Source organism: Microbacterium sp. TNHR37B (assembly GCF_001620065.1).
Taxonomy (GTDB): domain Bacteria; phylum Actinomycetota; class Actinomycetes; order Actinomycetales; family Microbacteriaceae; genus Microbacterium.
Window position 1 is genome coordinate 1,107,661 of record NZ_LQGV01000001.1, and the last position, 22,916, is coordinate 1,130,576.

Sequence of the window (22,916 nt, forward strand, 5' to 3'; positions counted from 1 at the left end):
ATGGGGACATGACCTTCGCTCACTACTCGGTGCATCCCACGCCGCTCGGCGACGCGTTCCTCGTCGTCACGGCAGAGGGGCTCGTCATCCTCGATCTCCTTGACGGCCCGGTCGATCACGCGGTCGAGGCGTCCAGCCGCGCCCTCCACGTCGTTCCCGAGCACCGCCCCGATACCGTCGCTCCCGTCGCCGATCAGCTCGACGAGTATTTCGCCGGCGATCGCAGGCAGTTCGATGTGCGCGTGGACTGGCGACTCGTCGACGGCTTCACCCGAGCGGCACTGCAGGCGGTGTGCGACATCCCCTACGGCGAAACGGCGTCCTATGGCGAGGTGGCCATCCGCGCGGGCTCCCCCGGCGCCCACCGCGCCGTCGGCAGTGCGTGTGCGCGCACCCCGATCTCGATCATCGTGCCGGCCCACCGCGTCGTGCGCGCCGACGGCAGTCCCGGCGAGTACGGCCGCAGCCCGGAGCACAAGCTCTTCCTTCTGGATCTGGAGGCCCCCGCGCCTCGCACGCCGCGCGCGGGGCAGGCGCGCGCGGCGGCGAGGTCGTCCGCGGGCGAGTAGGCCGCACGGCGGACGACCGACGGCCCCGCGCAGACGTTCGTGCGCAGGGCCGTCGGTGGCGGTCAACCGGGCGTCAGTGGTCGACGGCCTTCTCTGCTCCGTGTCCCGTGAGCGAGCGAACGTCCATCTCCGCCGCCTTCACGGGATCCTCCGATCCGCGACGCGAGGTCACCGAACCGAGCCAGCCGAGGAAGAACCCCAACGGGATCGAGACGATGCCCGGGTTGTTGAGCGGCCAGATCGCGGTGCCGGTGTTCTTGAAGACGCTCGTCTCGGTGCCCCAGAACACGGGCGACAGCACGATGAGGATGAGCGCTGCCGCCAATCCCCCGTACATGCTCCAGACCGCGCCTCGCGTGGTGAACCGGCGCCAGAAGAGCGAGTAGATGATCGTCGGCAAGTTGGCGGACGCCGCCACGGCGAAGGCCAACGCCACCAGGAAGGCCACGTTCTGGCCCTGCACTCCGATGCCGCCGAGGATCGCCAGGACCCCGATCACCACGACGGTGCGCCGCGCGACCTTGACCTCGCCGTCGGCGGGGACATTGCCCTTCTTGACGACGTTGGCGTAGATGTCGTGCGCGAACGACGCGGCCGCCGTGATGGTGAGTCCGGCAACGACCGCGAGGATCGTCGCGAAGGCCACTGCCGAGATGAACCCGAGGAGGATCGGGCCGCCGAGGTGAAGAGCCAGCAACGGTGCCGCGGAGTTGACGCCACCGGGCGCCGCTGCGATCTCCGCCGGCCCGACCAATGCCCCTGCCCCGTAGCCGAGAACGAGGGTGAGGAGGTAGAAGAGGCCGATCAGCCAGATCGCCCAGACCACCGAGCGACGGGCCTCCTTGGCCGTCGGCACCGTGTAGAACCGCATCAGCACGTGCGGGAGCCCTGCCGTGCCGAGCACCAGCGCGAGGGCGAGGGAGATGAAGTCCCACGGGTTCTTGCCGTACTGCAGCCCGGGCCCGAGGATCGCGTCCTTCGGGTCGGTCGTGGAGGCCGCGACCGCTCCCTCCAGCAGCGTGTTCAGGTTGAACCCGTTGATCGCGAGCACCCAGATGGTCATCACGATCGCGCCGCCGATGAGGAGGAAGGCCTTCACGATCTGCACCCAGGTGGTGCCCTTCATCCCTCCCACGAGGACGTAGACGATCATCAGGACGCCGACGACGGCCACGACGATCGACTGCCCCAGCTGCTCGGTGATCCCCAGCAGAAGCGAGACGAGACCGCCCGCACCCGCCATCTGCGCGAGCAGGTAGAAGAAGCACACCGCGAGCGTCGTGATCGCCGCCGCCATCCGTACCGGTCCCTGCTTGAGCCGGAAGGAGAGGACGTCGGCCATCGTGAACTTGCCGGTGTTGCGCATCAGCTCCGCCACGAGCAGCAGCGCGACCAGCCACGCGACCAGGAATCCGATCGAGTAGAGGAAGCCGTCGTAGCCGTTGATCGCGATGGCCCCGCAGATCCCGAGGAACGAGGCCGCCGAGAGGTAGTCCCCCGCAATCGCGAAACCGTTCTGCGGGCCCGTGAACGAGCGGCCGGCCGCGTAGTAGTCGGCCGCCGTCTTGTTGTTGCGGCTGGCCCGGATGACGATGAACAACGTCACGGCGACGAATGCGCCGAAGATCGAGATGTTCAGGACGGGGTTGTTCTCCACCGTGGTGTTCGCGGCGGCGAGCGCAGCGTTGATGTTCGCGAAGATCTCGTTCACGCGCCCGCCTCCTGCTTCTCGAGGTCGCCGCGGATTTCCGCGGACACCGGATCGAGACGGTGATTGGCGTACCACACGTACCACATGGTGATCGCGAACGTCGTGACGAACTGTCCGAGGCCGAGGAGAAGCCCGACGGTGATCGCGCCCGACACGGGGGTGGCCATGAACTCCGTGGCGAAGGAGGACAGCAGGACGTAGGCGAAGTACCAGAGGAGGAACACCGCCGTGAGCGGCCACACGAAGCTGCGATGGCGCCGTTTGAGCTCCCGGAAAGGCGGGGAGTTCTCGACCGCGACGTAGTCGATGCCTCCCGGCGGAGCGGATGGTGCGGATGATGCGGACATGGCAGTCTCCTTACCTGTCGAGCCGTCGTCATCGACGGCTACTTCGACGGTCCCCGATGACCGCCGCGGTGGTATCGTCGACGATACGAAAGCGGATGACGCAGCCGTCACCCCCGGAAGTAGGTAACGCGATGGCACTCCCCAGCCTCGCCTCCGACGCCGACCTGATGGCTCACGCCGTCACCGAGCTCGCGCAGCGCACCGCGTTGCCGGTCGCGTTCGGGGGCTATGAGCGCAGTGACGCCGTCGAGGTGAGCGCCGTGGTCGGTAACCGCACGGCGCATCTGGCGGGGCTCGTCGTGCGCGCGAGCCGCGGACTGGGTGGTCGGGCGATGGTCGAACGACGCCCCCGGCTGGCGCTGGACTACAAGACCTCACGGCACATCACGCACGACTACGACCGCGTGATCCTCGGCGAAGGGATCTCCACCCTCTTCGCCGTGCCGGTACTGGTCAGCGGCGTCACGCGTGGCGTGCTGTACTGCGGCTCGTTCCATCCGTCGCCCTTCGGGGAGAACGTCGCCCGACACGCGGTGTCGGTCGCGCAAGACCTCGCCACCGAGTTGCGCGTGCGCGACGAGGTGCAGCGGCGCCTGTCACAGGCGACCCCGGACGCCGCCGGCAGCATCACCGCTGCCGCACGCGAACAGTTGCGTCAGACCTACGCGGAGCTGCGCTCCATCTCTGCCGACGTCACGGACCGAGCGTTGCGGGAGCGACTCGCGGCGCTCGAGCACCGGCTCGCGACGCTCTCTCACGACGGAGCCGATCATCACGAGGCCCTGGATGTCCGGCTCTCCCCGCGGGAGACCGACGTGCTCGCCTGTGCCGCGCTCGGGTCGACCAACGCAGAGATCGCCGCGACGCTGCACCTGCGCGAGGGAACGGTGAAGTCGTACCTGCAGTCGGCGATGGCGAAGCTGGAGGCCTCCACGCGGCACGCGGCCGTCGCCAAGGCCCGCCGCGCAGGCATCCTTCCCTGAGTGTCGCTCAGCTCTCCGAGGTATCGGGCTCGGCGATCGACACGTAGACCCGCACCTCGCCGTCCTCCAGCGCGAATCGGAAGCCCTCCGCGTCCTGCAGCGCTTCCTCGTCGACGATGTTGCCGGCGATCTCGCGTGCGGCGATGTCCACGACGGGTCCGAAGCCGGGCGCTCCGCACCCTCCACGACTGCCGCCGGTCGGCGAGCCGGAGCCGGGGCTTCCCGAGCCCGAGTCGTAGCGGATGATGAGGCAGGTGCCGCTGACGGCATCCACCCTGCCGCTGATCACCCGTACGCCGAGGAAGTCCTCGTAGCGCTGGGCCCCGCCGTCGAGGGAGAACTCCTCGTCCTCGACGAGTCCCCCGGTCGGGGCCAGCACCGCGTAGGGACGGGGTGTCGATGAGGCCGTGCCCATCGTGAGCGGCACGGCGATGGCGGCGGTCACCGCCGCCGAGACGGCGGCCACCCCGGCAAGGAGGCCCCACCGGGGCCGCGGCGCCCGCGCGACGGAGCCTCGTGCGTCGAGGGTCTCCGGGGCCGGCAGGACGACCGAGGCGGGACCGGCGGATAGGGATGCGGACGCCGAGGAGTCGACGACGCCCCGATCGGAACGCTCCGACGTCGAGGGGTCCGCGGCCGTCCGCAGGCGCGCCGCGTCTCCCGCCGACAGCTCCGGGACGGGAACGGTGATCGGGCTCACTGCACCCGGGAACACCTCCCGGGAGGCGGCGGTCAGGCGTGCGCCTTCGCGCGCGCGAGCCTCGAGGATCCGGAGCCGCTCCAGCGCGTCGGGATCGTGCGCGATATCGGCGTTCGCTCCGTAGGCTCGTGCCCGCAGTCGGGACAGTTCGTCGTCGGGAGATTCAGCCATGCCGACCACTCTGGCACGGAACTCACCGCGCGCCCCGCGTCAGGAGGCGCGAGGCGGAGCAGGTGCGGCCAGCACTTCGGCGTTGAGCCCTTGCTGCCACTCCCGCAACTGCCACATCGGGTGGTGCGGAGCCGCATTCGAGCACAGGACGACGCCCCAGACACCATGGTCGAGGGCCGTGCGCACCCCGTGTTCGGCCAGTGCGCGGCCGAGAGGTCCCTCCTCGAAGGTGCCGTGAAGCGGCGTGTAGCCGACCCACCCCTCGCCGACGATCGCGGGCACCCCCTGCCAGCGCGCCCAGCGCGAAATCGCGATCGTGCGCGCGGCGATCTCGCGGCGCATCACGTGCTCGTAGGGCGGGTAATGATGCTCGAGCCACGAGTCCCACGCCTGCGGGTCGATCCAGTCGTATCCGTACACCATCTGGTCGGTCACCACGGTCGCCGCGAACTTCCAGTCCTCCGCGCGCCCGTACGCCGCCACCGACGGCGCCTCGGGCCGGAGGAGCTCCCGCAACGGCGGGTTGGGGAATCCGGCGCTGCCTTCCGAGCGGATGTCGATCCGCTGCTGCAGCGCATCGAGCACGCCGTAACTGTAGACGTGGAACTGCGCGGCCCCGAGCCCGCTCGGAAGGCTGTGCATGTCCAGGTGCGGCGGCTTGCCGTAGCTCGCCGTGACGAGGAGATCGGGGTGCCGAGCCCGCAGCGCGACGACCTCGGCCGCACCGCCGTCCGCGAGCGCGGGGAGGATCGAGAAGTCGACTTCGTTGTGGAGCTCGACGAGGGCGATGCGCTCGCGGTGCCCGGCTTCGGTAAGGCGGTCGATCAGGGCGTCCCACGCTCGCCCGAGCACGGCGTACCGTTCGGACAGCGGGACGGCGTCGATCGCATGGAACCAGCGCGGCGACGCCGCGAAGGCGGTCGACTGCTGGTATTCCCAGCTGGCGAGGATCAGCACCATGCCGTGCCGCTCCGCGGCCTCGAACAGCGCGAGGAGGCGGCGCCACAGGTCCACGCGGAAGCCGCCGGGGGTGTCGTACCAGCGCGTACGCTGCCCGAAGTACCCGCCCGCGGGCGACGAACCGAGCCCTTCGATCTCGAGCGATTCGGCGAGGTCGTCGAGCCCGAGACCGCCCGCGAGGAGCAGGGGCGCGGCGCAGATGCGGATGGCGTTGTACCCGAGGGCCGCCGCGTCGGCGACGGCGGCGTCGAGGTCGGCGTAGGGCTGCCCGGGCCCCGCCTGGGTGTACCAGGAGAAGTCCCACAGAGTGATCGTCAGCCGCGGGGGAAGATGCGCGGGCACCTCCCCGGTGAGGGGACGCTCGTCGGGGTGGATGGTCCCGGAGCCGAGGTAGCGCTCAGTCACGCGTCCATCCTCCCGCGGCCGACGCGGCCAACGCCCGCCCCTCGGCGGCCAGTCGCTGCAGCCGGTCCGCCTGTTCCGCTCTCACGCGCGTCGTGCTGACGTCGAACGGAGTGAGCTCCGGAACCGATGTCGCGAAGTAGTCGACGTCATCGCGGGCGGCGCGGAGTTCCGCGGCACGCGCATCCAGTGCGTCCCACGATCGTGCCGCCGCTGCCGCGTCGCCGAGGCGGAGGTGGGCCACGCCCGCCCAGTACACCGATTCGTCCGCCGGGCGGGGGTCGACGGCGAGAGGGGTCGGAGCCACCGCCGCGCGCCAGGCCGCGGCAGCGGCCTCCTGATCGTCGCAGCGGGCGTGGGCGTCGCCGCGCAGGACCCACCGGCGCACGGGCCGGTCGGCGGGGTGCCGCCCTTCGCCGAGCGAGCGCGGCGGCTCCATCCCGGAGACGAGCAGGTCGACGGCCGCGGCCGGGTCGACATCCAGCAGGCGCTCGGCGAGGAGGCACGCGGCGCGGTCGTAGGCGGCGATGACCGCCCCCTCGCCCCCCTCGAACGGACGGAAGCGGCGCGTCGTGAGGAGCTCCCACGCCTCGTCGAGGCGGCCGAGGTCCAGGAGCAGGGTCGCATAACGGACGGCGAGGTCGTCGCGGTCTGTCACGAGGCCGAGGTGGGGCTCGAGGAGCGCGAGACGCTCGGCGGGAGCCAGCCCGCGGCGGACCGCCAGCAGATCGCGCTCCGCGACCAGGCGCGCGTCCGCGCGGAGCTGGAGGGCGTGGGCCAGCGCGCGCTCGGCGGCGTCCTCATCTCCCGTAACCGAGACCTCGGCGATCGCCAGGTTCCGCCAGACGACCGGGTCCACGGATCCGTCTCCGGTCGCGCGCCGCAGTTGGTGGAGGGCCTCCTCGTGCCTCCCGGCATCCAGCAGCCACATGCCGAGAAGGCCCGCTGCCACCGGATCGCGCGGGTCGGCGACGACGGCCGCGCACAGCGCGTCGTACTGATCGAGGCCCGCCGGGAAGGCGAGGTCGCTGAGCATCTCGCGCGCGGCCCGACGCTCGCGGAGCGCGTCGTCTGGGCGGCCGGCCCGTTCGCACCAGTGCGCGCGGAGGTAACGGCGCACCGGCCCCGCCGCGCCGGCGGCGGGAGTGCGATCGACCGGCGTCGCAGTCGCCGCGAGGGCGTCGTCGTACCGTCCCGCGCGAGCGAACTCCGCCCCCACGTCCAGCGGCGTGCGCGCGTCGATCCACTGCGGATCGCCCCGCAGCGCACGAGTGGCCGGGTCGAGGGGGTCGAGGTCGGCGAGGCGGGCGAGCACGGAGCGCGCCGCATCGGCGTCGTGAGCGGCGAGCGCATGGGCGCGCAGCCGCTGCGCCTCAGGGATCGAGGTCGTCTCCGGCAGGAGGCGAAGAACACGCTCCGGGTGCCCGCGCCGCAGCGCGAGTCGGGCGCGGGCGAGATTCGCGGGGGCAGCGAACGCCGCGTTCCACGCCGCCTTCGCCCACGCGCGATCGGCGGCCTCATCGTTGCCGAGGCGCTCCTCGACGAGTCCGAGCAGATAGGCGGTCTCGCCGTCGCGCGGATTGAGGTTGCGGCGGGTCTGCCGGCGTTGGGCCGAGAGAAGGGCGTCGCGCGCCAACGCGTATTGCCCGCGCGCCACGTGCCACGCGCCGAGCGCGGTCGCCGCCCGCGCGTCGCCCGGATCCCGCCGGAGCGCCTCCTCCAGGTAGGGCAGAGCTGAGCGCGAAGGATGCCGGTACTGCAGCAGGTGCACCGCGGTGACGTAGAGCTCGTCGTTGGACGGGATGTCCGCCGGGGAATCGGGAGCGGTGGCCAACCAGGGCTCGTCGACCGTGGGCTCGCCGACCCGGGAGCGCCAGGCCACGAGGAGCTCGCCGGCGTGCGTCACCTCGACAGCCAGACCCGGGGTATCGGCGGCCACGTCGACACGGCGCGCGAAAGGCCGGTCAGGCGCGAGGTCGGTCTCCCACCGGGCGATCTCGGCTCCGTCGCGGCGCACGACGACCACGGCACCCGCGCGCGGACGGGTCGTCAGCGCGGTCACGCGTGTCGCGTCGCCCTCCGCCTGCACGCCGACCGCCGCCTCGGTGGTCGCCTGGCGCGCGGGTCCGGTGGCATGCACGGGATACCAGTACTGCTGGAAGCGCTTGGTCTCTCCCGGGAGCAGCCAGCTGAAGTCCGGCTGGTTGTCGGTGTAGACGCCGGCCATCAGCTCGACGTAGGGGCCGTCGTCGTCGGTGAGCTGGTCGTCCCAGGCCCGGCCGATCGCGCCGTCGCCCCACGTCCATTGCTTCTTGCCGGGCGAGACGGCACGGTCGGCCCAATGGACGAAGCCGGCGTCGGCGGCGTGGTCATAGCCGCCGAAGAACTCGTCCTCGGTGTCGGTGATCATGTACGACGAGGGCACTGGAATGTTGCTGTAGATGTCGATGCGGTCCGCGTCCGCGCGCTCGTCCGCCAGGGCCGGGTAGTCCACGCCGTAGTACGGGCGGTCGGCGCGGGGGAACGCGGTGATGGCCCGACGGGCGTGGTCGGCGACGTAGGCCACGTCGTCGGGGAAGAACGACTGATACCGGTCGTGGGAGCGTGCGGCCACGTTCGCCCACCACAGGAAGGTCTGCGGCATGTCGGTGCGGTTGTGGAGCTCGGCGTCCAGCTCGATCAGCGACGACCCTGGACGCAGCCGTACGCCGTGCAGGCCGCGCATGCGCTGCAAGGGGTCGAGGTCGCTGTGCCACACCACCGCGGCGCCGTCGGGCTCGCGCTCGATCCGCCACTGGACGGGCAGGAAGGTCGCCGGCCGGTGATGCTGGGGCCAGTTGAACTCGACCCCGCCCGACATCCAGGGACCGGCCAGCCCCACCAGGGCCGGCTTGATCACGTTGTTGCGGTAGAAGAAGTCGTACCCGGCGACCTTGTCGTAGCCGATGTGGATCCGACCGCCGATCTCGGGGAGCAGGACGAGGCGCACGTACGCGTTCTCGAGATGGATCGCCTGCCACAGCCGCGCCTCCTTCTCGTGCGAGATGCGGTCGGTCATCGGCAGCGGGTACAGCTTTCCGCTCGACCCCTGATACACGCGACGGTCGAGGAAGAGCGGGTAGGGGTCGGGCTCTCCCGGCGCGTACGTGTCGATCGACAGCGGCTCGCTCCAGCACGCGACGCCCCCCTCCGCGAGCACGGCGGCCTGGTCGGCCGGAGGTTCGGGGAGGATGATGCGGCTCGGGGTGGTGTCATCTCGGGTCACCTGGCAAAACTATGGCGCGAAGGTGACGCGAGGAATGGCCAAACCTGCGGTGCACCTGGATGATTCGACGATCACCCATATGACAGAATGCGACCATGGAACGCGCCGACGGATTCGAACGGCAGCGGCTCAGCGTCGTGCCGAGACCGCTCGTCGACGCGGCCCTCGCTCGCCCCGTGACCCGTCGCATCCTCGTGACCGACGCGGGGTACTTCCCCCGCGCGGAACACCACGGCAGGCACCGTCCCGAGGGCGTTCCCGAGACGATCATCATCGTCTGCGTCGCCGGCACCGGGTGGGTGGAGACGGCCACGTCGCGGACGACCGTGGGCTCGGCGACGGCGATCGTGATCCCGGGCGGCACCGGGCACTCCTACGGCGCATCGCCCGATGATCCCTGGACGATCTGGTGGTGCCACGTGCGCGGCACCGATGTCCCCGAGCTCCTCGACGCGTCCGGCATCACCTCCGAGCGGGTCACGCTCTCCCTCCGCGCCGTGGAGCGGGTGACCTCGCTCCTCGACGAGATCTCGGTGGCGATGGCCCGCGACAGCACACCGGCGCGGCTGACCGCCACGTCCGGCATGGCGTGGCGGCTCCTCACCCAGCTGGCCGTGGACCGGGTGACCCCCGGGGAGGGCGCTCCGATCGAGCGGGCGATGCGCTACCTGGAGGAACGGATCGACGGACGCATCCACGTTCCGGAGCTCGCAGCGATGGTCGGGGTGTCCCCCTCGCACCTCGCGGCGCTCTTCCGCGACGCGACCGGTGGCGGCGTGCTGGCCCACCACAACGCGCTGAAGATGGCCAAGGCGCGCGAGCTTCTGGACACGACGACGCTGTCGGTCGCCGAGATCGGCCGACGGATCGGGTGGGAGGACCCGTTCTACTTCTCGCGACAGTTCCGCCGCACTCACGGCATGAGCCCCCGCGCCTACCGCGAGACCCGCAAGGGCTGACCTCTGCGGGTCACCCCTTGGTGGCCCCCGCGGTGAGGTCGGCGCGCCAGAACCGCTGCAGTCCGGTCATCAGGGCGACCAGCAGGAGCGCCGAGACGGCGGAACCTGCCACCACGAGCGAGTAGAACATCGGATCACGCTGCGTCTGCCCGTTCCAGAGCGTCAGCCCGAGAGTGACCGGGAACGTGGAGGTGTCGTTGAGCATCACGAGGGGCAGCAGATAGTTGTTCCAGATCGTCACGAACTGGAACAGGAAGATCGTCACGAGCGCCGGCGTCATCATCCGAGCTGCGATCGAGCCGAAGATCCGCAGGTCTCCCGCCCCATCGAGCCGGGCCGCCTCCACGACCTCGTCCGGCACGCTCGCCGTGGCGTGGATGCGGGCGAGATAGACGCCGAAAGGGCTCACCATGCTGGGAAGCAGCACGGCCCAGTATGTGCCGGTGAGTCCGACGGTGTTGAGCAGGAAGTACAGCGGCAGGGCGATCACCGTCGCCGGGACGAGCACGCCGCCGAGGATGACGGAGAAGAGCATCTCGCGACCGCGGAACGGGAACTTGGCGATCGCGTACCCGCACGCCGCGGAGATGACCATCGCGACGAAGGCGCCCACGCCGGAATACAGCACGCTGTTGAGGATCCACCGCGTGAATGCGCCACCGTCCTGCGTGAACAGGGCAACGAGGTTCTCCCAGGCCCGCGGACTGTCGGAGAACCAGAGACCGAAGGTGCCGAACAGGTCGCCCGGGGACTTCGTGGCCGCCACGAGTACCCAGACCAACGGCAGGAGGAAGTAGATCGCGGCGACACCGAGGGCGAGGTTGACGGCGGTGGTGCTGAGGGCGCCCCGTGCCGTCGGCGCACCCGCGGGACGCGAGGTCGAACGGGAGCTCACCATGCGCGGCTGTCCTTCCGGTTGACGAGGCGGAGGAACCCGAACGAGAAGACGAAGCCGAGCACCGCCACGATCACGGCCATCGCCGCCGCGAGGTTCGGGTTGCCCTGCGCGAAGGCCTGGTTGTAGGCGGCGAGGTTGGGGGTGTAGGTGGAGCTGATGGCGGTCGTCAACGGCTTCAGGACGAGGGGTTCCACGAACAGTTGGAGGGTTCCGATGATCGTGAACACCGTCACGAGGATGATCGAGGGACGAACGAGCGGCAGTTTGATATGCCAGATGGTCGACCAGGCCGATGCGCCGTCGACCCGCGCCGCCTCGTAGAGCTCGGAGGGGATGGCGTTGAGGGCGGCCATGAGGATCACCATGTTGTAGCCCGCGAACCCCCACAGGGCGATGTTGGCGATGGAGAACAGCACGCTCCCGCTGGAGAGCGGATCGACGCGGAGCCCCATCGACGACAGCACCTGGAGGACGGGGCTCGTGGCCGGGACGTAGAGGAATCCCCAGAGGAGGGTCGCCACGACGCCCGGCACACCGTACGGGGAGAAGAACACGACGCGGAAGAAGCGCGGCGCGAGGGCGCGTCCGGAGTCGAGCAGGAGGGCGAGGGCGAGGGCCGTGAGCACCATGAGCGGCACGAGGATGGCCGAGAAGGTGACGAGGCGTCCGAGGCTCTCCACGAACGTGGGGTCGGACAGCGCGCGGGCGTAGTTGTCGACGAACACGAACGTGGTCTCGGGGGCACCGAATCCCAGCCCCGAGCTCCGCGTCGCGAACATGCTCTGCACGAGCGCATAGACGATCGGGGCGACGAAGAACGCCGTGAACATGATCACGAAGGGCAGGATCAGCACCCAGACGGCACCGGGAAGGCGCCGGCGGGGACGGGTGTCGGGTAGGGAGCTCACGGATCCTCTCCAGAGGGCCACGGACGGGGTGGGTTCCGGCGGATGACCGCCGAGACCCACCCCGTCGCCGGTGTCAGTCGACCGAGATGCCGCGCTCGGTGAGCGCCGCGACCATGTCGGCCTGGGTCTTCGCGTACGCGTCGACGAGCGGTGTGCCCGCGTCGACGGCCGCCTTCACGTTGTCGGTGAGACTCGCGAACAGCGTGGAGGACAGCGGCGGCCACGACCACGAGGTGTCCACGGCCTTGTCCGACTCGGCGAAGACGTCCCAGATGTCCTGGCCGCCGTAGAACTCGAACACCTCGGGCGCGTCCTGGAGCGACGCGATCGCGGCGGTGTCCACGATCGAGGGCCATCCGGCACCGATCTCGGTGAGGATGCTGACGCTGTCGGTGTGGGAGTTGAGCCACACGGCGAACTCCGCGGCCTGCTCCGGGTGCTTCGAGCCCTTCAGCACGGCGTTGGCCGAGCCGCCCGCCCACGTGGCGGAGACGTTCTCGCCGGCCTTCCACTGCGGCATCGCGCCGACGGCCCACTTGCCCGAGGTCTCAGGAGCGGTGCCGCGCAGGATGGCGTCGGCCCACGAGCCGGAGATCCACGTCACGACGTCGCCGTTCTGGATGTCCGCGTTCCATTCGCTGGAGAAGTCGGCCTCGATCTTCACGAGGTCCTCATCGATCAGCTTCTGCCAGAACTCGGCCACTTGAGCGGTCTCGGGACCATCGATCGACACCTTCCAGGAGTCGTTCTCCGGTACGAACCAGTTCGCGCCGCCCTGCTGGGCCAGGCCGATCATCCACGGTGCCTGGTTGAAGGCGAACGCGGCGATGTACCGGTCGGGGTCGGAGGCACGGATCACCTTGGCGGCCTCGTAGAACTCGTCCCACGTCTTCGGGTAGTCGATGCCGAGCTCCTCGAAGATGTCGGCGCGGTAGAACTGGCCGAGCGGCCCCGACGCCTGCGGGATGGCGTAGACCTTGTCGCCGAAGACACCGGTCTGCCACTGCCACGGCACGAAGAGGTCTTTCGCGTCGGACACGTAGGGGGTGATGTCCTCGAGGGCGTCGTTGATGAGGAAGTCGGGGATCGCGTCGTAGCCCAGCTGGACGACGTCGGCGGGGTTCCCCGCCTGGACCGCGGAGAGCATGGTGGCATAGCCGCCGTCGGGGCCGGCGGTGATCGTCTCGAGGGTGACGTGGATGTCGTCGTGCGCGGCGTTGAAGGCATCGACCGCGCGGTCGATGTTGGGCACCCACGACTGGAAGGTGATCTCGACCGGCTCGCCGTCGGCGGGCTTCTCGGCCGGGCCGGCACAGCCGGTGAGTGCGAGCGCGACGGCGGCGGCGCCGGCGATCGCAACGGTCGCCATTCGGGTGTGGCGACGGGCGGATATGGACATACATGCTCCCTTGCAATGCAGGCTGACAGTGCCTCGGCTGGATGGTGCGCACTGACACTACGGGGGTCGGGGCCGTCGGGAACATAGCCGAAAAACGGGTACACCTGGACGATTCGACGGAGGGTCGGGTGTCCTCATTCTAGAGGGCGCCGCCCCGGCCGACCGTGTCAAGCCCCTGCCTCCGCGCCGCCCGCGCCCGTAGCGTCCGACCATGACTCTCACCGCGCTCGCGATCAACTGCACCCTGACCCCCTCCCCCGATGCGTCGAGCACCGAGCTGCTGTTGTCCCAGGTGATGACCGCCCTCGGCGAGCACGATGTCACCGGGAGCACGGTCCGCCTCGTCGACTTCGACGTGCGCCCCGGCGTGGAGAAGGACATGGGTGACGGTGACGAATGGCCGATCATCCGGGAACGGGTGCTCGCCGCCGACATCGTGATCGTCGGCACCCCCATCTGGATGGGCCACATGTCCAGCCTCGCGCAGCGCCTGCTGGAACGTCTCGACGCGGAGTTGTCCGAGACCGACGAGGCGGGTCGCCCGATCCTCTTCGACACCGTCGCCGCGGTCGCCGTCGTCGGCAACGAGGACGGCGCACACCACGCCACGGCCGAGCTCTTCCAGGGCCTCAACGACGTCGGGTTCAGCATCCCCGCTCAGGCGGCGACCTACTGGAACGGCGAGGCGATGCACACGACCGACTACAAGGATCTCGACGAGACGCCGGAGAAGGTCGCCGCCGCGACCGCGACGCTGGCGCGCAACACCGCGCACCTGGCCCGGCTGCTGTCGGAGGGCGGGTACCCGGCCTCCTGAGCGACGAATGCCCCTCGGGCATCGATCAGATGTCGGACGGGTCTTGGACGCCCACCCCGCAGGCTCCCTACGGTGTGTCGTGATCGGAGGAGGATCATCATGCACACCAGAAGAAGGCTCCGCGTCGCGGGGTTCGCGACACTCATCGTGGGAACCCTGGCCGCCGGGGTACTCACCGCGCCCGCGGCGTTCGCGGCGACCCCCGTTCCGGGAGACCCGCTGACCGGGTCGGGCGGGGTGAGCCGGAGCGTAGTCACGCGCGCGCAGCTCCAGTCCACCACCAATCCCGGTGGGGTGGTCGACAGCACCGCAGGCTTCGGGGTTCCCGCGGGGGCGGCAGCGCCGTCGCACAGCTTCCAGGGAACGCTCCGGATCAACAACGTCAACACCGCCGCCACCACCGGTTTCGCCAAGGTCTACGCCCCGGCCGGGGGCTACGACTACTTCGGAACCGCCAGCACCTGGTACCGCTATCTGCCCTACAACACCGTCATCGGCTCCAACTACGCGCTGCAGCAGAAGTTCGTGCAGAACGGGAGCCACCTCATCCCCACCGTGCGAGGACTGCAGGTCATCTCAAGTCTGAACTACAACATCCTGTGGAGTCCCGGGCGAGCGTGGGACGAGTCGGGCGATGTCATCGGCGGCGTGCAGTACACGCGCGCCGCGATCCCCTTCACCCTGGTGTTCAAAGAGGCGAACTGCTCCTTCTCGGGCCTGCTCACCTTCCTGTTCACCGACACGGCGATGACCCGGGTGCGCTACCAGGTCTCCAGCGAGACCTGCGCGTACTACAAGGGCAACCTGTGGGGGAACCTCACCGGCACCTACACGGCGTCCACCGTGTCGGGTGCGGAGGCGCTGCGAAACGCCTACGCGGCCGAGGTCGCGTCGCGGATGCCGACGAAGCCGATCTCGTCGCTTGCCGCCGATTACCCCGCTGCCGGCATCGACACCAGTGCGTTCACCTCGGGTATCACCGCGGCGCACATCACCTCGTACGGTTTCGTGTACAACGGCACGAACTACGTCAGCGGCTGCGTTACCCGGCGCAGCAACTCGGCCACCGACGCGACGGGGCTCCACCCCTACTGCGAACAGGTGATCCTGCCGTCGTACTCGACCGCGAAGTCCGCGTTCATGGGCACGGCTCTGATGCGGCTGGCGCAGAAGTACGGGATCGGCGTCAGAAGCGAGCTCGTCAAGGACTGGGTCCCGGAGCTCGCCTCGGATGCCACGTGGAGCACGGTGACCTTCGGTCAGCTCGTCGACATGGCCACTGGCCACTACACGAGCGACGGCTATGAGGTAGACGAAGCCGGGACCACGATGGCGAGCTTCTTCGCGCTCTCCAACTCGACGCGCGCGGCGAAGATGAGCGCGGCGACATCGTTCCCCTCGAAGGTCGCTCCGGGGACGAAGTGGGTCTACCACACGTCCGACAGCTTCCTTCTGTCGGCCGCCATGAACGCCTACCTGAAGTCGAAGGAGGGCGCGTCGGCCGATATCTGGAACATGACCTATGGCGAGGTGCTCGCCCCCATCGGCGTCTCCCCCGACTCGGCGGCCTCGGCGCGGACCACGGATGCCGGCAAGACCCCGTGGGGCGGCTACGGCCTGTTCTGGAGCCGTGACGGCCTGGCCCGCGTCGGCGAGTTCTTCGCCGGCGGTGACGGCTCGCACGGTGGTGTCCAGCTCTTGTCGGCCAGCATGGTCGATGACGCTCTGCAACGCGATCCGTCCGACCCGGGACTGCCCACCGCCGACCAGCCGTTCCTCTACAACGAGGGATTCTGGGCCCGCCCGTTCACGAGCGCCGACGACGCCGCCTACACGACGCCGTTCTCGGTGCCGTTCATGTCGGGCTACGGCGGTATCACGGTCGCACTCATGCCCAACTGCTCGGCGTTCTACATGGTCAACGACGCGCAGGAGTACTCCTGGAAGGCCGTGGTGCGCGAGTCGAACAAGCTCCACGCCATGACCGCCGGATGTAGCTGACCCCCGTCACGAAAGCGGCCCGATCCCTCACGGGGTCGGGCCGCTGTGGCGTGAAGCACGTCGCATCCGCAACGTGTGCGCCGTCAACCGGCGGCGGCCACCAGGTCGGCGAACAGCTCGGCGTGCGCCCGCAGCGATGCCGTGCCGACGGGAGCGGGCTGCGTCGAGAACTTGGCCACGAGCGTGTCGGTCAGCGGGTCCAACCACAGGTACTCACCGTGGATGCCGATCGCGTACACGTTGCCGCGCTCGTTGCCGGTGGCCCACCACTGGTTCCGATAGGACACCTCGGGGAACACGGCGCGGTTGGGCGAGTCTGCCGCCAGGGCGGGATCACCGCCCGCGAGCGTCTGGCGCACCCATTCCTCGGACACGATGCGCCGTCCGTCGATCTCGCCGCCGCCCAGCATCAGGCGCCCGACGCGGGCCAGATCGCGCAGGGTGCACGACACTCCGCCGTTGGCGAGGGCGCACCCGCCGCGGTCCACCGAGACGCGGGCATCGTGCTCGGCGCCCAGGCGGGACCACAGCCGCTCGGACAACACGTCAGCGTAGCGCTGGCCCGTGACCACCTCGATGATCCACCCGAGGGTGTCGGTGACGGCGGAGCAATACTGGAACCGCAGCCCGTGGTCGCGACTGCGCGTGAGCCGCGCGAGGAAGGCGAACGTGTCGTCGGCATCGTCGTCGTGCGGTGTGCGCCAGCGGGCCGCGCGGTCGTGCGCTTGCACCTCCGCGCGGGGATCGGTGTAATCCTCGCTGTAGTCGGCCGCCGCCACCATGTCCATGAGCTGCTGGACCGTGGCGTCGCCGTAGGCGGAGCCCGCCAGTACCGGAACGTAGACCTCAGCGCGCCGAGAAAGATCGATCAGCCCTTCGTCGGCGAGCGCTCCCACGACGATGCCGCACAGCGACTTCGAGACGCTCATCAGCAAGTGCGTGCGGTCGGGGCCGAAACCCTCGGCGTACCACTCGCCGACAACGCGTCCACCGCGTTCGACGAGGATCCCGTCGGTGTACAGCTCTTCCAGCCGACGGCTTCCGCCCTGAACGTCACGGAGAACGCCCGGTTCGATCGGCGCGTGGCCTGCCGACATCCGCGACACCACGGCGGAGGGCAGAAGCTCCTCGACGTGCCGGAAGACCCAGCGATTGTCCGGTGCGCTCTGCCAGGAGTCGAGCGTGGGATGCGCGAGCACGCCGAGGCGCGCGCGAGCTGCTGCGGTCGCGGTGCCGTGCGCGAGAGACTGCTCCAGGGGAGCGCGGTGGGTCGTCATCGGGTTCTCTCCCCGTTCGTCGAAGGGTGGGGCGGGGGTGCGGAACCGGGATCGATCGCGCGTCCTCCGGGGGTGGGCGGCATCGATGCCAGCAGTCGCGCCGTGTACTCCTCGCGCGGCGCCACGAGCACCTGAGTGGCTGGTCCGCTCTCGACGATCCGTCCCCGCTGCATGACGGCGACGACGTCGCTCATGTGTCGGACCACGTCGAGGTCGTGCGAGATAAGGAGATAGCTCAGACCGTGTTCGTGCTTGAGGTCCGCGAGCAGGTTGAGCACCTGCGCTTGCACCGAGACATCGAGCGCGCTGGTGGGCTCATCGAGGATGAGGAGGCGCGGACGCATGGCGATCGCCCGGGCGATCCCGACGCGCTGACATTGGCCACCCGAGAGCTGATGCGGGAAGCGATCGGCGTGCACCCGCCCCAACCCGACCTCGTCGAGCAGTTCGTCGACCCGTCGCGAGCGTTCCTGCGCCGTGGCGCGGCCGTGCGTGCGGAGCGGCTCGGCGATGCAGTCACGAACCGTCAACCGGGGGTTGAGGGCAGCGACCGGGTTCTGGAACACCATCCCCGCCGCGCCGCGCAGTCCCCGCAGCCGGCGTCCGCTCATTCGCCCGAGGTCTTCTCCGGCGACGCGACTCGTCCCCGACGTCGGCTCGATCAGTCGCAGCGCACAGCGGGCGACGGTTGACTTTCCCGACCCCGACTCGCCGACGAGGCCGAACGTGGCCCCTTCCGGCACCGAGAAGCTGACCTCGTCCACGGCGACGAACGGGCGTCCGCGGCTCGCGAAGACCTTGGTGATCGCGTCGACCTCCAGGATCGCGCTCATCGAACCGCCTCCATCCGCAGGCACGCACCGAGATGGTCGGCGCTCGCCGTGGCGCCCACGGCGGGAGCTGACACGAGGACGGGATCTGTGATCAGGCATTCCGCGTCCGCGCGCGGACACCGCGGCGCGAACACGCAGCCGACGACGCCGACGAGTCGGGCTGGCACCGAGCCGCGAATGGCATCGAGGGGCTCGCCTGGCACGTGCCGAGCCGGAAGGGCGCCCAGCAGGCCGCGTGTGTACGGGTGGGCCGGTGCCCCCAGTACGTCGTCCGTGAGCCCGGTCTCGACGACGCGACCGGCGTACAGCACCGCGACTCGATCGCAGATCTCGCTCACGACACCGAGGTTGTGGGTGATGAGCATGACCGCGAAGTCGAACCGGTCCCGCAATGTGAGGACCAGGTCGAGGATCTGTTTGGCGACCGTGACGTCGAGCGCCGTCGTGGGCTCGTCGAGGATGAGGAGCTTCGGCCGGCACACCAGCGCCATGGCGATCATCGCGCGCTGCAGCATCCCGCCGGACAGCTCATGCGGGTAGCTGTGGAAGACCCGATCCGGATCGGGAAGCCCGACCTCGGCGAAAGCGGCGAGGATCAGCTCGCGGCGCGCCGCTCGCGGCGCCGGCCGGTGACGTGCCACCACCGCATCGATCTGCCGCCCGATGGCGAACACCGGGTTGAACGCGGTACCGGGGTTCTGGAACACGAGCGAGATGACATCGCCACGCAGGGGCGAGGGGCGGGTCAGATCCAGTTCGTGGCCGTCCACGCTGATCCGTCCGTACGGCACCGCCCCTCTGGGAAGCAGGCCCAGCACCGCGAGTCCGGTCAGGCTCTTGCCGCACCCCGTCTCCCCCACGACGCCGAGGATCTCGCCGCGCTCGATCCGGAGATCGATGCCGCGCAGCGGCATGTTGGTGATCTCGCCGCGCTCTCGGAACTCCACCCGGAGATCCTCGATGACCAGGAGCGCAGTCTCACGAGGGGTCATGGCGGTCATCGCTTCACCTGCCGAGGGTCGAGGAGGTCGCGCAGAGAGTCGCCCAACAGGTTGAATCCCAGCACGGTGACGAAGATCGCGACGCCCGGGAAGGTCGAGATCCACCAGTGGGTGAAGATCGCGCCTCTGCCCTCGGCGACCATGAGGCCCCAGTCCGGCTCGGGGGGCTGGGCGCCGAGACCGATGAAGGCGAGCGAGCCCGCGGCGAGGACCACCGTGCCGATGTCGACGGTGGCCTGCACCAGGATCGGGGTCAGACAGTTGCGCAACACGTGGCGGGGAACGATGATCCACGCAGGCACGCCGATCGATCGTGCTGCCTCCACGTAGGGGCGATCGCGCAGCGCCGCGGCCTCGGCTCGGACGAGCCGCGCGTACCAGGGCCACCACGAGATCGCCAGAGCGATCCCCGCGTTCATGAGGCTGGGGCCGAGAAGGGCGACCACCACCATCGCCAGGAGCAGTGGCGGGAAAGCCTGGAAGATCTCGGTGATGCGCATGAGGAGGTTGTCGAGCCAGCCCCCGCGGTAGCCCGCGATCGCGCCGAGCGGCACACCGATCAGCGCCGCCAGCGCGACCACCGCAAAGGCGACCGTCACCGCCGGTCTCGCACCGAAGAGGATCCGGCTGAGAACGTCGCGACCGAGCTGATCAGTGCCGAGCAGGTTAACCCCTCCCGGGGCGAGGTTGCGCCGGGCCGCATCGGTCACCCCCGCCCCCTGCTCGGGGAACGGAGCGATCCAGGGGCCGAAGATCGCGGCCGCGAGCACCAGTACGATCAGGAGGGCACCGAAGAGCGCGAGGCGGTCTTTGCGCAGCACCCGCAGCACACGCGCCCCTGCGCTCTGGCGATCCACCGCATAATCGGGCAGCTGTGTCGATGTCGTCAGCACCCTGCTCATGCCGTCAGGCTCCCTTCCGGTGTGCGCATGCGCGTTCGTCGCGGGCGTGACGCGGAGATACGGATGCGGGGATCGATCCGTGCCTGCGCGAGGTCGACGAGGAGATTGGCGAGGAGGTATCCGACCGCGCCGAGCATCGTGATCGCCAGGATCGACGGGTAGTCCACGGACAACATCGCGTTGACGGCGAACTGCCCGATGCCGGGCCAGTTGAAGACCACCTCCACGAAGAACGTTCCTGTGAGGGCATACGCGGCCGACAGACCGGTGACGGTCAGCGTGGGCGGCAGAGCGTTGCGCAGAGCGAGGCGCCAGCGGATCAGGCGTTGCCGCAGCCCATAGGCCTGGGCGGTGAAGATGTAGTCCTGCGACTGCACCTCGAGCATCGAGGCGCGGGTCATCCGGGCGATGAGGCCGGCCGGGTAGGCAGCCAGGGTGATCGCCGGAAGGATCAGGTGGGCCACCCCGTCCGACAGAGCCACCACGTTCCCCGTGATCATCGCGTCGAAGAGGGCGAAGCCGGTCACCGGGGTGACCGGGCTGATGTAGGCCAGCTCTTTGCTGAACTGCCCTGTGGCGGGAAGGATGCCGAGCCACCCGACGAACACGACCTGGAGGAGGAGCCCGAGCCAGAACGCGGGCATGGAGATGCCACCGATCGCGAGGAAGCGGATCACGCCGTCGGTCAGTCCACCGGGCCGCCGCGCCGCGATGACACCGAGCACGACCCCGAGGAGGAGAGCGAGCACCATGGCCGCGACGAGCAGTTCCAGCGTGGCGGGGAGGCGGACGGCGAACTCCATGAGCACGGGGCGGCGGGTGGAGAGCGAATCGCCCCAATCGCCCGTGAGCAGGCCGCCGAGATAGCTCAGGTACTGCACGGGGAGCGGGCGATCGAAACCGAGTCGCTCACGGATCCGCTCCAGCTCCTCCGGCGGCGCCTTCGGACCCGCATACACGACGGCGGGATCGGAGGGGATGATCCGCGTCAGCGTGAACACCACGACCGTGAGCACCAGCAGCACCAGAAGCGCGCTCCCGAGACGAGAGACGAAGAACCGCCACATGGCTTCTCCTCAGGTGAGGACCGGCGGCCGGGCGAGGGGATCCCGGCCGCCGGTCTGGTGACGAACCCGCGCGTTACGCCCGGGGACGGATGGAGGCGAAGAACGTGGTGAACGGGTAGTTCTCGTTGAAGTCCCCGATCTCGAGATCCTTCGGGACCACCATGACCGCCTGCGGATCGTAGAGGAACACACCGGGAGCCTGGTCGACGAGAAGCTTCATGGCCTCCTCGTACGTCGCCTGCGCGGCGGCACGATCGCTGCCGGTGAGCTTGCCCGCCTCCGCGAGCAGCGCGTCGTACGTGTCGTTCTTCCAGTACGAGAGGTTGAAGAACGGCTTCTCGCTGGAGCCGAAGAGGCTGCTGAGGTTGTCGACTCCCGCGTCGCTATAGGTCGGCCAGTAGTAGACGACGAAGATGTCCTGCGCCGTCTCGGGGTCGGCCTTGGCCTGCTCCCACTGCTGGTTGAAAAGTTCGGCGCGCACGTTCACGGTCACGCCGATCTTGGCGTACGCGTCTTTGATGAGCGGGACGAAGCGCGCTTCGGAGGAGTTCTCGGAAGCGTAGGTCAGCGTCAGCTCGAAGCCGTCGGCGTGACCGGCTTCGGCCAGGAGCGCCTTGGCCTTGTCAATGTCGTAGCTGTACTGGGGCACCGCGTCCGAGTAGGGGAAGATGCCCTTGGGCACGGGCCCGTGCGACGGGGTGCCGTACCCGTAGGCGCCCACGTCGATGATGTCCTGATACGGGATCGCGTAGCTGAGCGCCTGACGCACCTTCGGGTCGTCCAGCGGCGGACGCGTCGTGTTGAAGTACGCCAAGAAGTTGAAGGGCGAGTTCGCGGTGCGGACCTCGCCTCCGGTCTGCTCGGCGACGGCGGTGATGTTCTCCATCGGCAGGGCGGTGGCGAGGTCGATCTCCCCCGCCGTCAGCATCTGCTGCGCTGTCACCGCATCCGGGGTGATCGCGACGTTGACCGTCGTGTAGTACGGTGCGGCTTCGGTGTTCCAGTAGCCGTCGTACGCGTCGAGCACGACCTCTTTGCCCGGCGTGTAGCTGTCCACCGTGTACGGTCCGGTACCGGCATCGGTGCCCTCGGCGAAGTAATCCTCGTCGTCCTTGGATGCCGCCAGCGCGGACGGCTCGACGATCCAGGCCCCGTAGGTGGAGGCGGCGATGAGGTCCATGGGCGCCGAGTAGGACAGCGTCATGACCACGGTGCGGTCATCGGGCGTGTCGATCGACTCCAGAGGCGCCCAGATGAACGAGGCACCCCCGTACTCCTTGGCCGCCTCGATGCTCTGCTTCACCGCGTCGGCGTCGACATCCGACCCGTCGTGGAAGGTGGCACCCTCCCGCAGATGGAACGTCCAGGTCTTGCCGTCGGCGCTCGTCTCCCACGATTCGGCCAGCACGGGGGTGAAGTCCTCCGCTGCCCCTTCCGGGTTCTTCTTGAGCAGTGTCTCGTACACGTTGCCGAGGCAGAGCGCCTCGGTCGAGAACGATCGGATCGGGTCCCACGTCGTCACTGCCGCCGATGCCGCCACCGAGAGCAGCTTCGGCCCCTCCGTCGGCTCGGCACCCTGCCTCTGCACGGTGCACCCGGTCAGCAGCAGCGCGCTGCCGACGACAGCCGCGACGGCGCGTACGGTGCGCCGGGAACGTCTTTGCTCAGATCCCATCGATACCCTCCCAGGTCGTCCGCGACTCGCGGCTCACCTAACCCTAGAAAGCGCGCGACTTCTCGACAAAT

General features: G+C 69.4%; 19 protein-coding genes. 5 read left to right on the plus strand and 14 right to left on the minus strand.

Annotated features, from left to right (window positions below):
* Window positions 1-8 precede the first annotated feature (8 nt).
* Window positions 9-569, plus strand: coding sequence for a methylated-DNA--[protein]-cysteine S-methyltransferase (locus AVP41_RS05350; RefSeq protein WP_067161768.1), 561 nt, complete (start codon window positions 9-11; stop codon window positions 567-569).
* Between the two features lie 73 nt (window positions 570-642).
* Here the strand turns inward: AVP41_RS05350 and AVP41_RS05355 are convergent, their stop codons facing one another.
* Together AVP41_RS05355 and AVP41_RS05360 are read right to left on the minus strand one after the other, a co-directional pair.
* On the minus strand, window positions 643-2,280 hold the full coding sequence (locus tag AVP41_RS05355) for a solute symporter family protein (RefSeq protein ID WP_231902667.1): 1,638 nt from the start codon (window positions 2,278-2,280) through the stop codon (window positions 643-645).
* Window positions 2,277-2,627 (minus strand): DUF485 domain-containing protein, encoded by a 351-nt coding sequence (locus tag AVP41_RS05360; RefSeq protein WP_067161771.1) that lies wholly within the window; start codon window positions 2,625-2,627, stop codon window positions 2,277-2,279. Before AVP41_RS05360 ends, AVP41_RS05355 begins: the two co-directional genes overlap by 4 nt.
* A 131-nt stretch (window positions 2,628-2,758) precedes the next feature.
* On the opposite strand from AVP41_RS05360, the gene AVP41_RS05365 reads away from it, so the two are divergent.
* Window positions 2,759-3,610 carry a LuxR C-terminal-related transcriptional regulator gene (locus tag AVP41_RS05365; protein WP_067161774.1) on the plus strand — a complete coding sequence of 284 codons (852 nt, stop codon included), beginning with the start codon at window positions 2,759-2,761 and terminating at the stop codon, window positions 3,608-3,610.
* A gap of 7 nt (window positions 3,611-3,617) precedes the next feature.
* Here the strand turns inward: AVP41_RS05365 and AVP41_RS05370 are convergent, their stop codons facing one another.
* Genes AVP41_RS05370 through AVP41_RS05380 form a run of 3 tightly spaced genes read right to left on the minus strand, consistent with a single transcriptional unit; the run spans window position 3,618 to window position 9,108 of the window.
* Window positions 3,618-4,481, minus strand: coding sequence for a hypothetical protein (locus AVP41_RS05370; protein ID WP_157532386.1), 864 nt, complete (start codon window positions 4,479-4,481; stop codon window positions 3,618-3,620).
* A gap of 39 nt (window positions 4,482-4,520) precedes the next feature.
* Window positions 4,521-5,846, minus strand: a complete 1,326-nt coding sequence (locus AVP41_RS05375) for a cellulase-like family protein (protein WP_067161781.1) — start codon at window positions 5,844-5,846, stop codon at window positions 4,521-4,523.
* Complete coding sequence (locus AVP41_RS05380) at window positions 5,839-9,108, minus strand: DUF5107 domain-containing protein (protein WP_067161784.1); 3,270 nt, start codon at window positions 9,106-9,108, stop codon at window positions 5,839-5,841. Before AVP41_RS05380 ends, AVP41_RS05375 begins: the two co-directional genes overlap by 8 nt.
* Window positions 9,109-9,203: 95 nt before the next feature.
* On the opposite strand from AVP41_RS05380, the gene AVP41_RS05385 reads away from it, so the two are divergent.
* Window positions 9,204-10,067, plus strand: a complete 864-nt coding sequence (locus AVP41_RS05385) for an AraC family transcriptional regulator (protein WP_067161787.1) — start codon at window positions 9,204-9,206, stop codon at window positions 10,065-10,067.
* A gap of 10 nt (window positions 10,068-10,077) precedes the next feature.
* Here the strand turns inward: AVP41_RS05385 and AVP41_RS05390 are convergent, their stop codons facing one another.
* The 3 genes from AVP41_RS05390 to AVP41_RS05400 all read right to left on the minus strand — a co-directional run bounded on the left by AVP41_RS05390 (window position 10,078) and on the right by AVP41_RS05400 (window position 13,272).
* Window positions 10,078-10,965 carry a carbohydrate ABC transporter permease gene (locus AVP41_RS05390; RefSeq protein ID WP_067161790.1) on the minus strand — a complete coding sequence of 296 codons (888 nt, stop codon included), beginning with the start codon at window positions 10,963-10,965 and terminating at the stop codon, window positions 10,078-10,080.
* A complete protein-coding gene (locus tag AVP41_RS05395; RefSeq protein ID WP_231902668.1) occupies window positions 10,959-11,873 on the minus strand; it encodes a carbohydrate ABC transporter permease in 915 nt (304 codons plus the stop codon). The genes AVP41_RS05390 and AVP41_RS05395 overlap by 7 nt, the downstream gene beginning before the upstream one ends.
* A gap of 73 nt (window positions 11,874-11,946) precedes the next feature.
* Entirely contained in the window at window positions 11,947-13,272 is a 1,326-nt protein-coding gene (locus AVP41_RS05400; RefSeq protein WP_082829026.1) for an ABC transporter substrate-binding protein, read from the minus strand.
* A gap of 211 nt (window positions 13,273-13,483) precedes the next feature.
* On the opposite strand from AVP41_RS05400, the gene AVP41_RS05405 reads away from it, so the two are divergent.
* Together AVP41_RS05405 and AVP41_RS05410 are read left to right on the plus strand one after the other, a co-directional pair.
* Window positions 13,484-14,089 carry a flavodoxin family protein gene (locus AVP41_RS05405; RefSeq protein WP_067161798.1) on the plus strand — a complete coding sequence of 202 codons (606 nt, stop codon included), beginning with the start codon at window positions 13,484-13,486 and terminating at the stop codon, window positions 14,087-14,089.
* 99 nt (window positions 14,090-14,188) lie between these two features.
* Window positions 14,189-16,090, plus strand: a complete 1,902-nt coding sequence (locus AVP41_RS05410) for a hypothetical protein (RefSeq protein WP_067161801.1) — start codon at window positions 14,189-14,191, stop codon at window positions 16,088-16,090.
* An 83-nt stretch (window positions 16,091-16,173) separates the two neighbouring features.
* Here the strand turns inward: AVP41_RS05410 and AVP41_RS05415 are convergent, their stop codons facing one another.
* From AVP41_RS05415 to AVP41_RS05440, 6 genes are all read right to left on the minus strand, one after another.
* Window positions 16,174-17,367: a serine hydrolase domain-containing protein gene (locus AVP41_RS05415; protein WP_067161803.1), complete on the minus strand. Its 1,194-nt coding sequence runs from the start codon at window positions 17,365-17,367 to the stop codon at window positions 16,174-16,176.
* Window positions 17,364-18,200 carry an ABC transporter ATP-binding protein gene (locus tag AVP41_RS05420; protein ID WP_067161806.1) on the minus strand — a complete coding sequence of 279 codons (837 nt, stop codon included), beginning with the start codon at window positions 18,198-18,200 and terminating at the stop codon, window positions 17,364-17,366. The genes AVP41_RS05415 and AVP41_RS05420 overlap by 4 nt, the downstream gene beginning before the upstream one ends.
* Window positions 18,197-19,192: an ABC transporter ATP-binding protein gene (locus tag AVP41_RS05425; protein WP_197464249.1), complete on the minus strand. Its 996-nt coding sequence runs from the start codon at window positions 19,190-19,192 to the stop codon at window positions 18,197-18,199. Before AVP41_RS05425 ends, AVP41_RS05420 begins: the two co-directional genes overlap by 4 nt.
* 5 nt (window positions 19,193-19,197) lie before the next feature.
* Entirely contained in the window at window positions 19,198-20,103 is a 906-nt protein-coding gene (locus tag AVP41_RS05430) for an ABC transporter permease (RefSeq protein ID WP_082829027.1), read from the minus strand.
* Complete coding sequence (locus AVP41_RS05435; RefSeq protein ID WP_067161811.1) at window positions 20,100-21,170, minus strand: ABC transporter permease; 1,071 nt, start codon at window positions 21,168-21,170, stop codon at window positions 20,100-20,102. Before AVP41_RS05435 ends, AVP41_RS05430 begins: the two co-directional genes overlap by 4 nt.
* Before the next feature lie 73 nt (window positions 21,171-21,243).
* Window positions 21,244-22,845, minus strand: coding sequence for an ABC transporter substrate-binding protein (locus AVP41_RS05440; protein ID WP_067161814.1), 1,602 nt, complete (start codon window positions 22,843-22,845; stop codon window positions 21,244-21,246).
* Window positions 22,846-22,916: the final 71 nt, after the last annotated feature.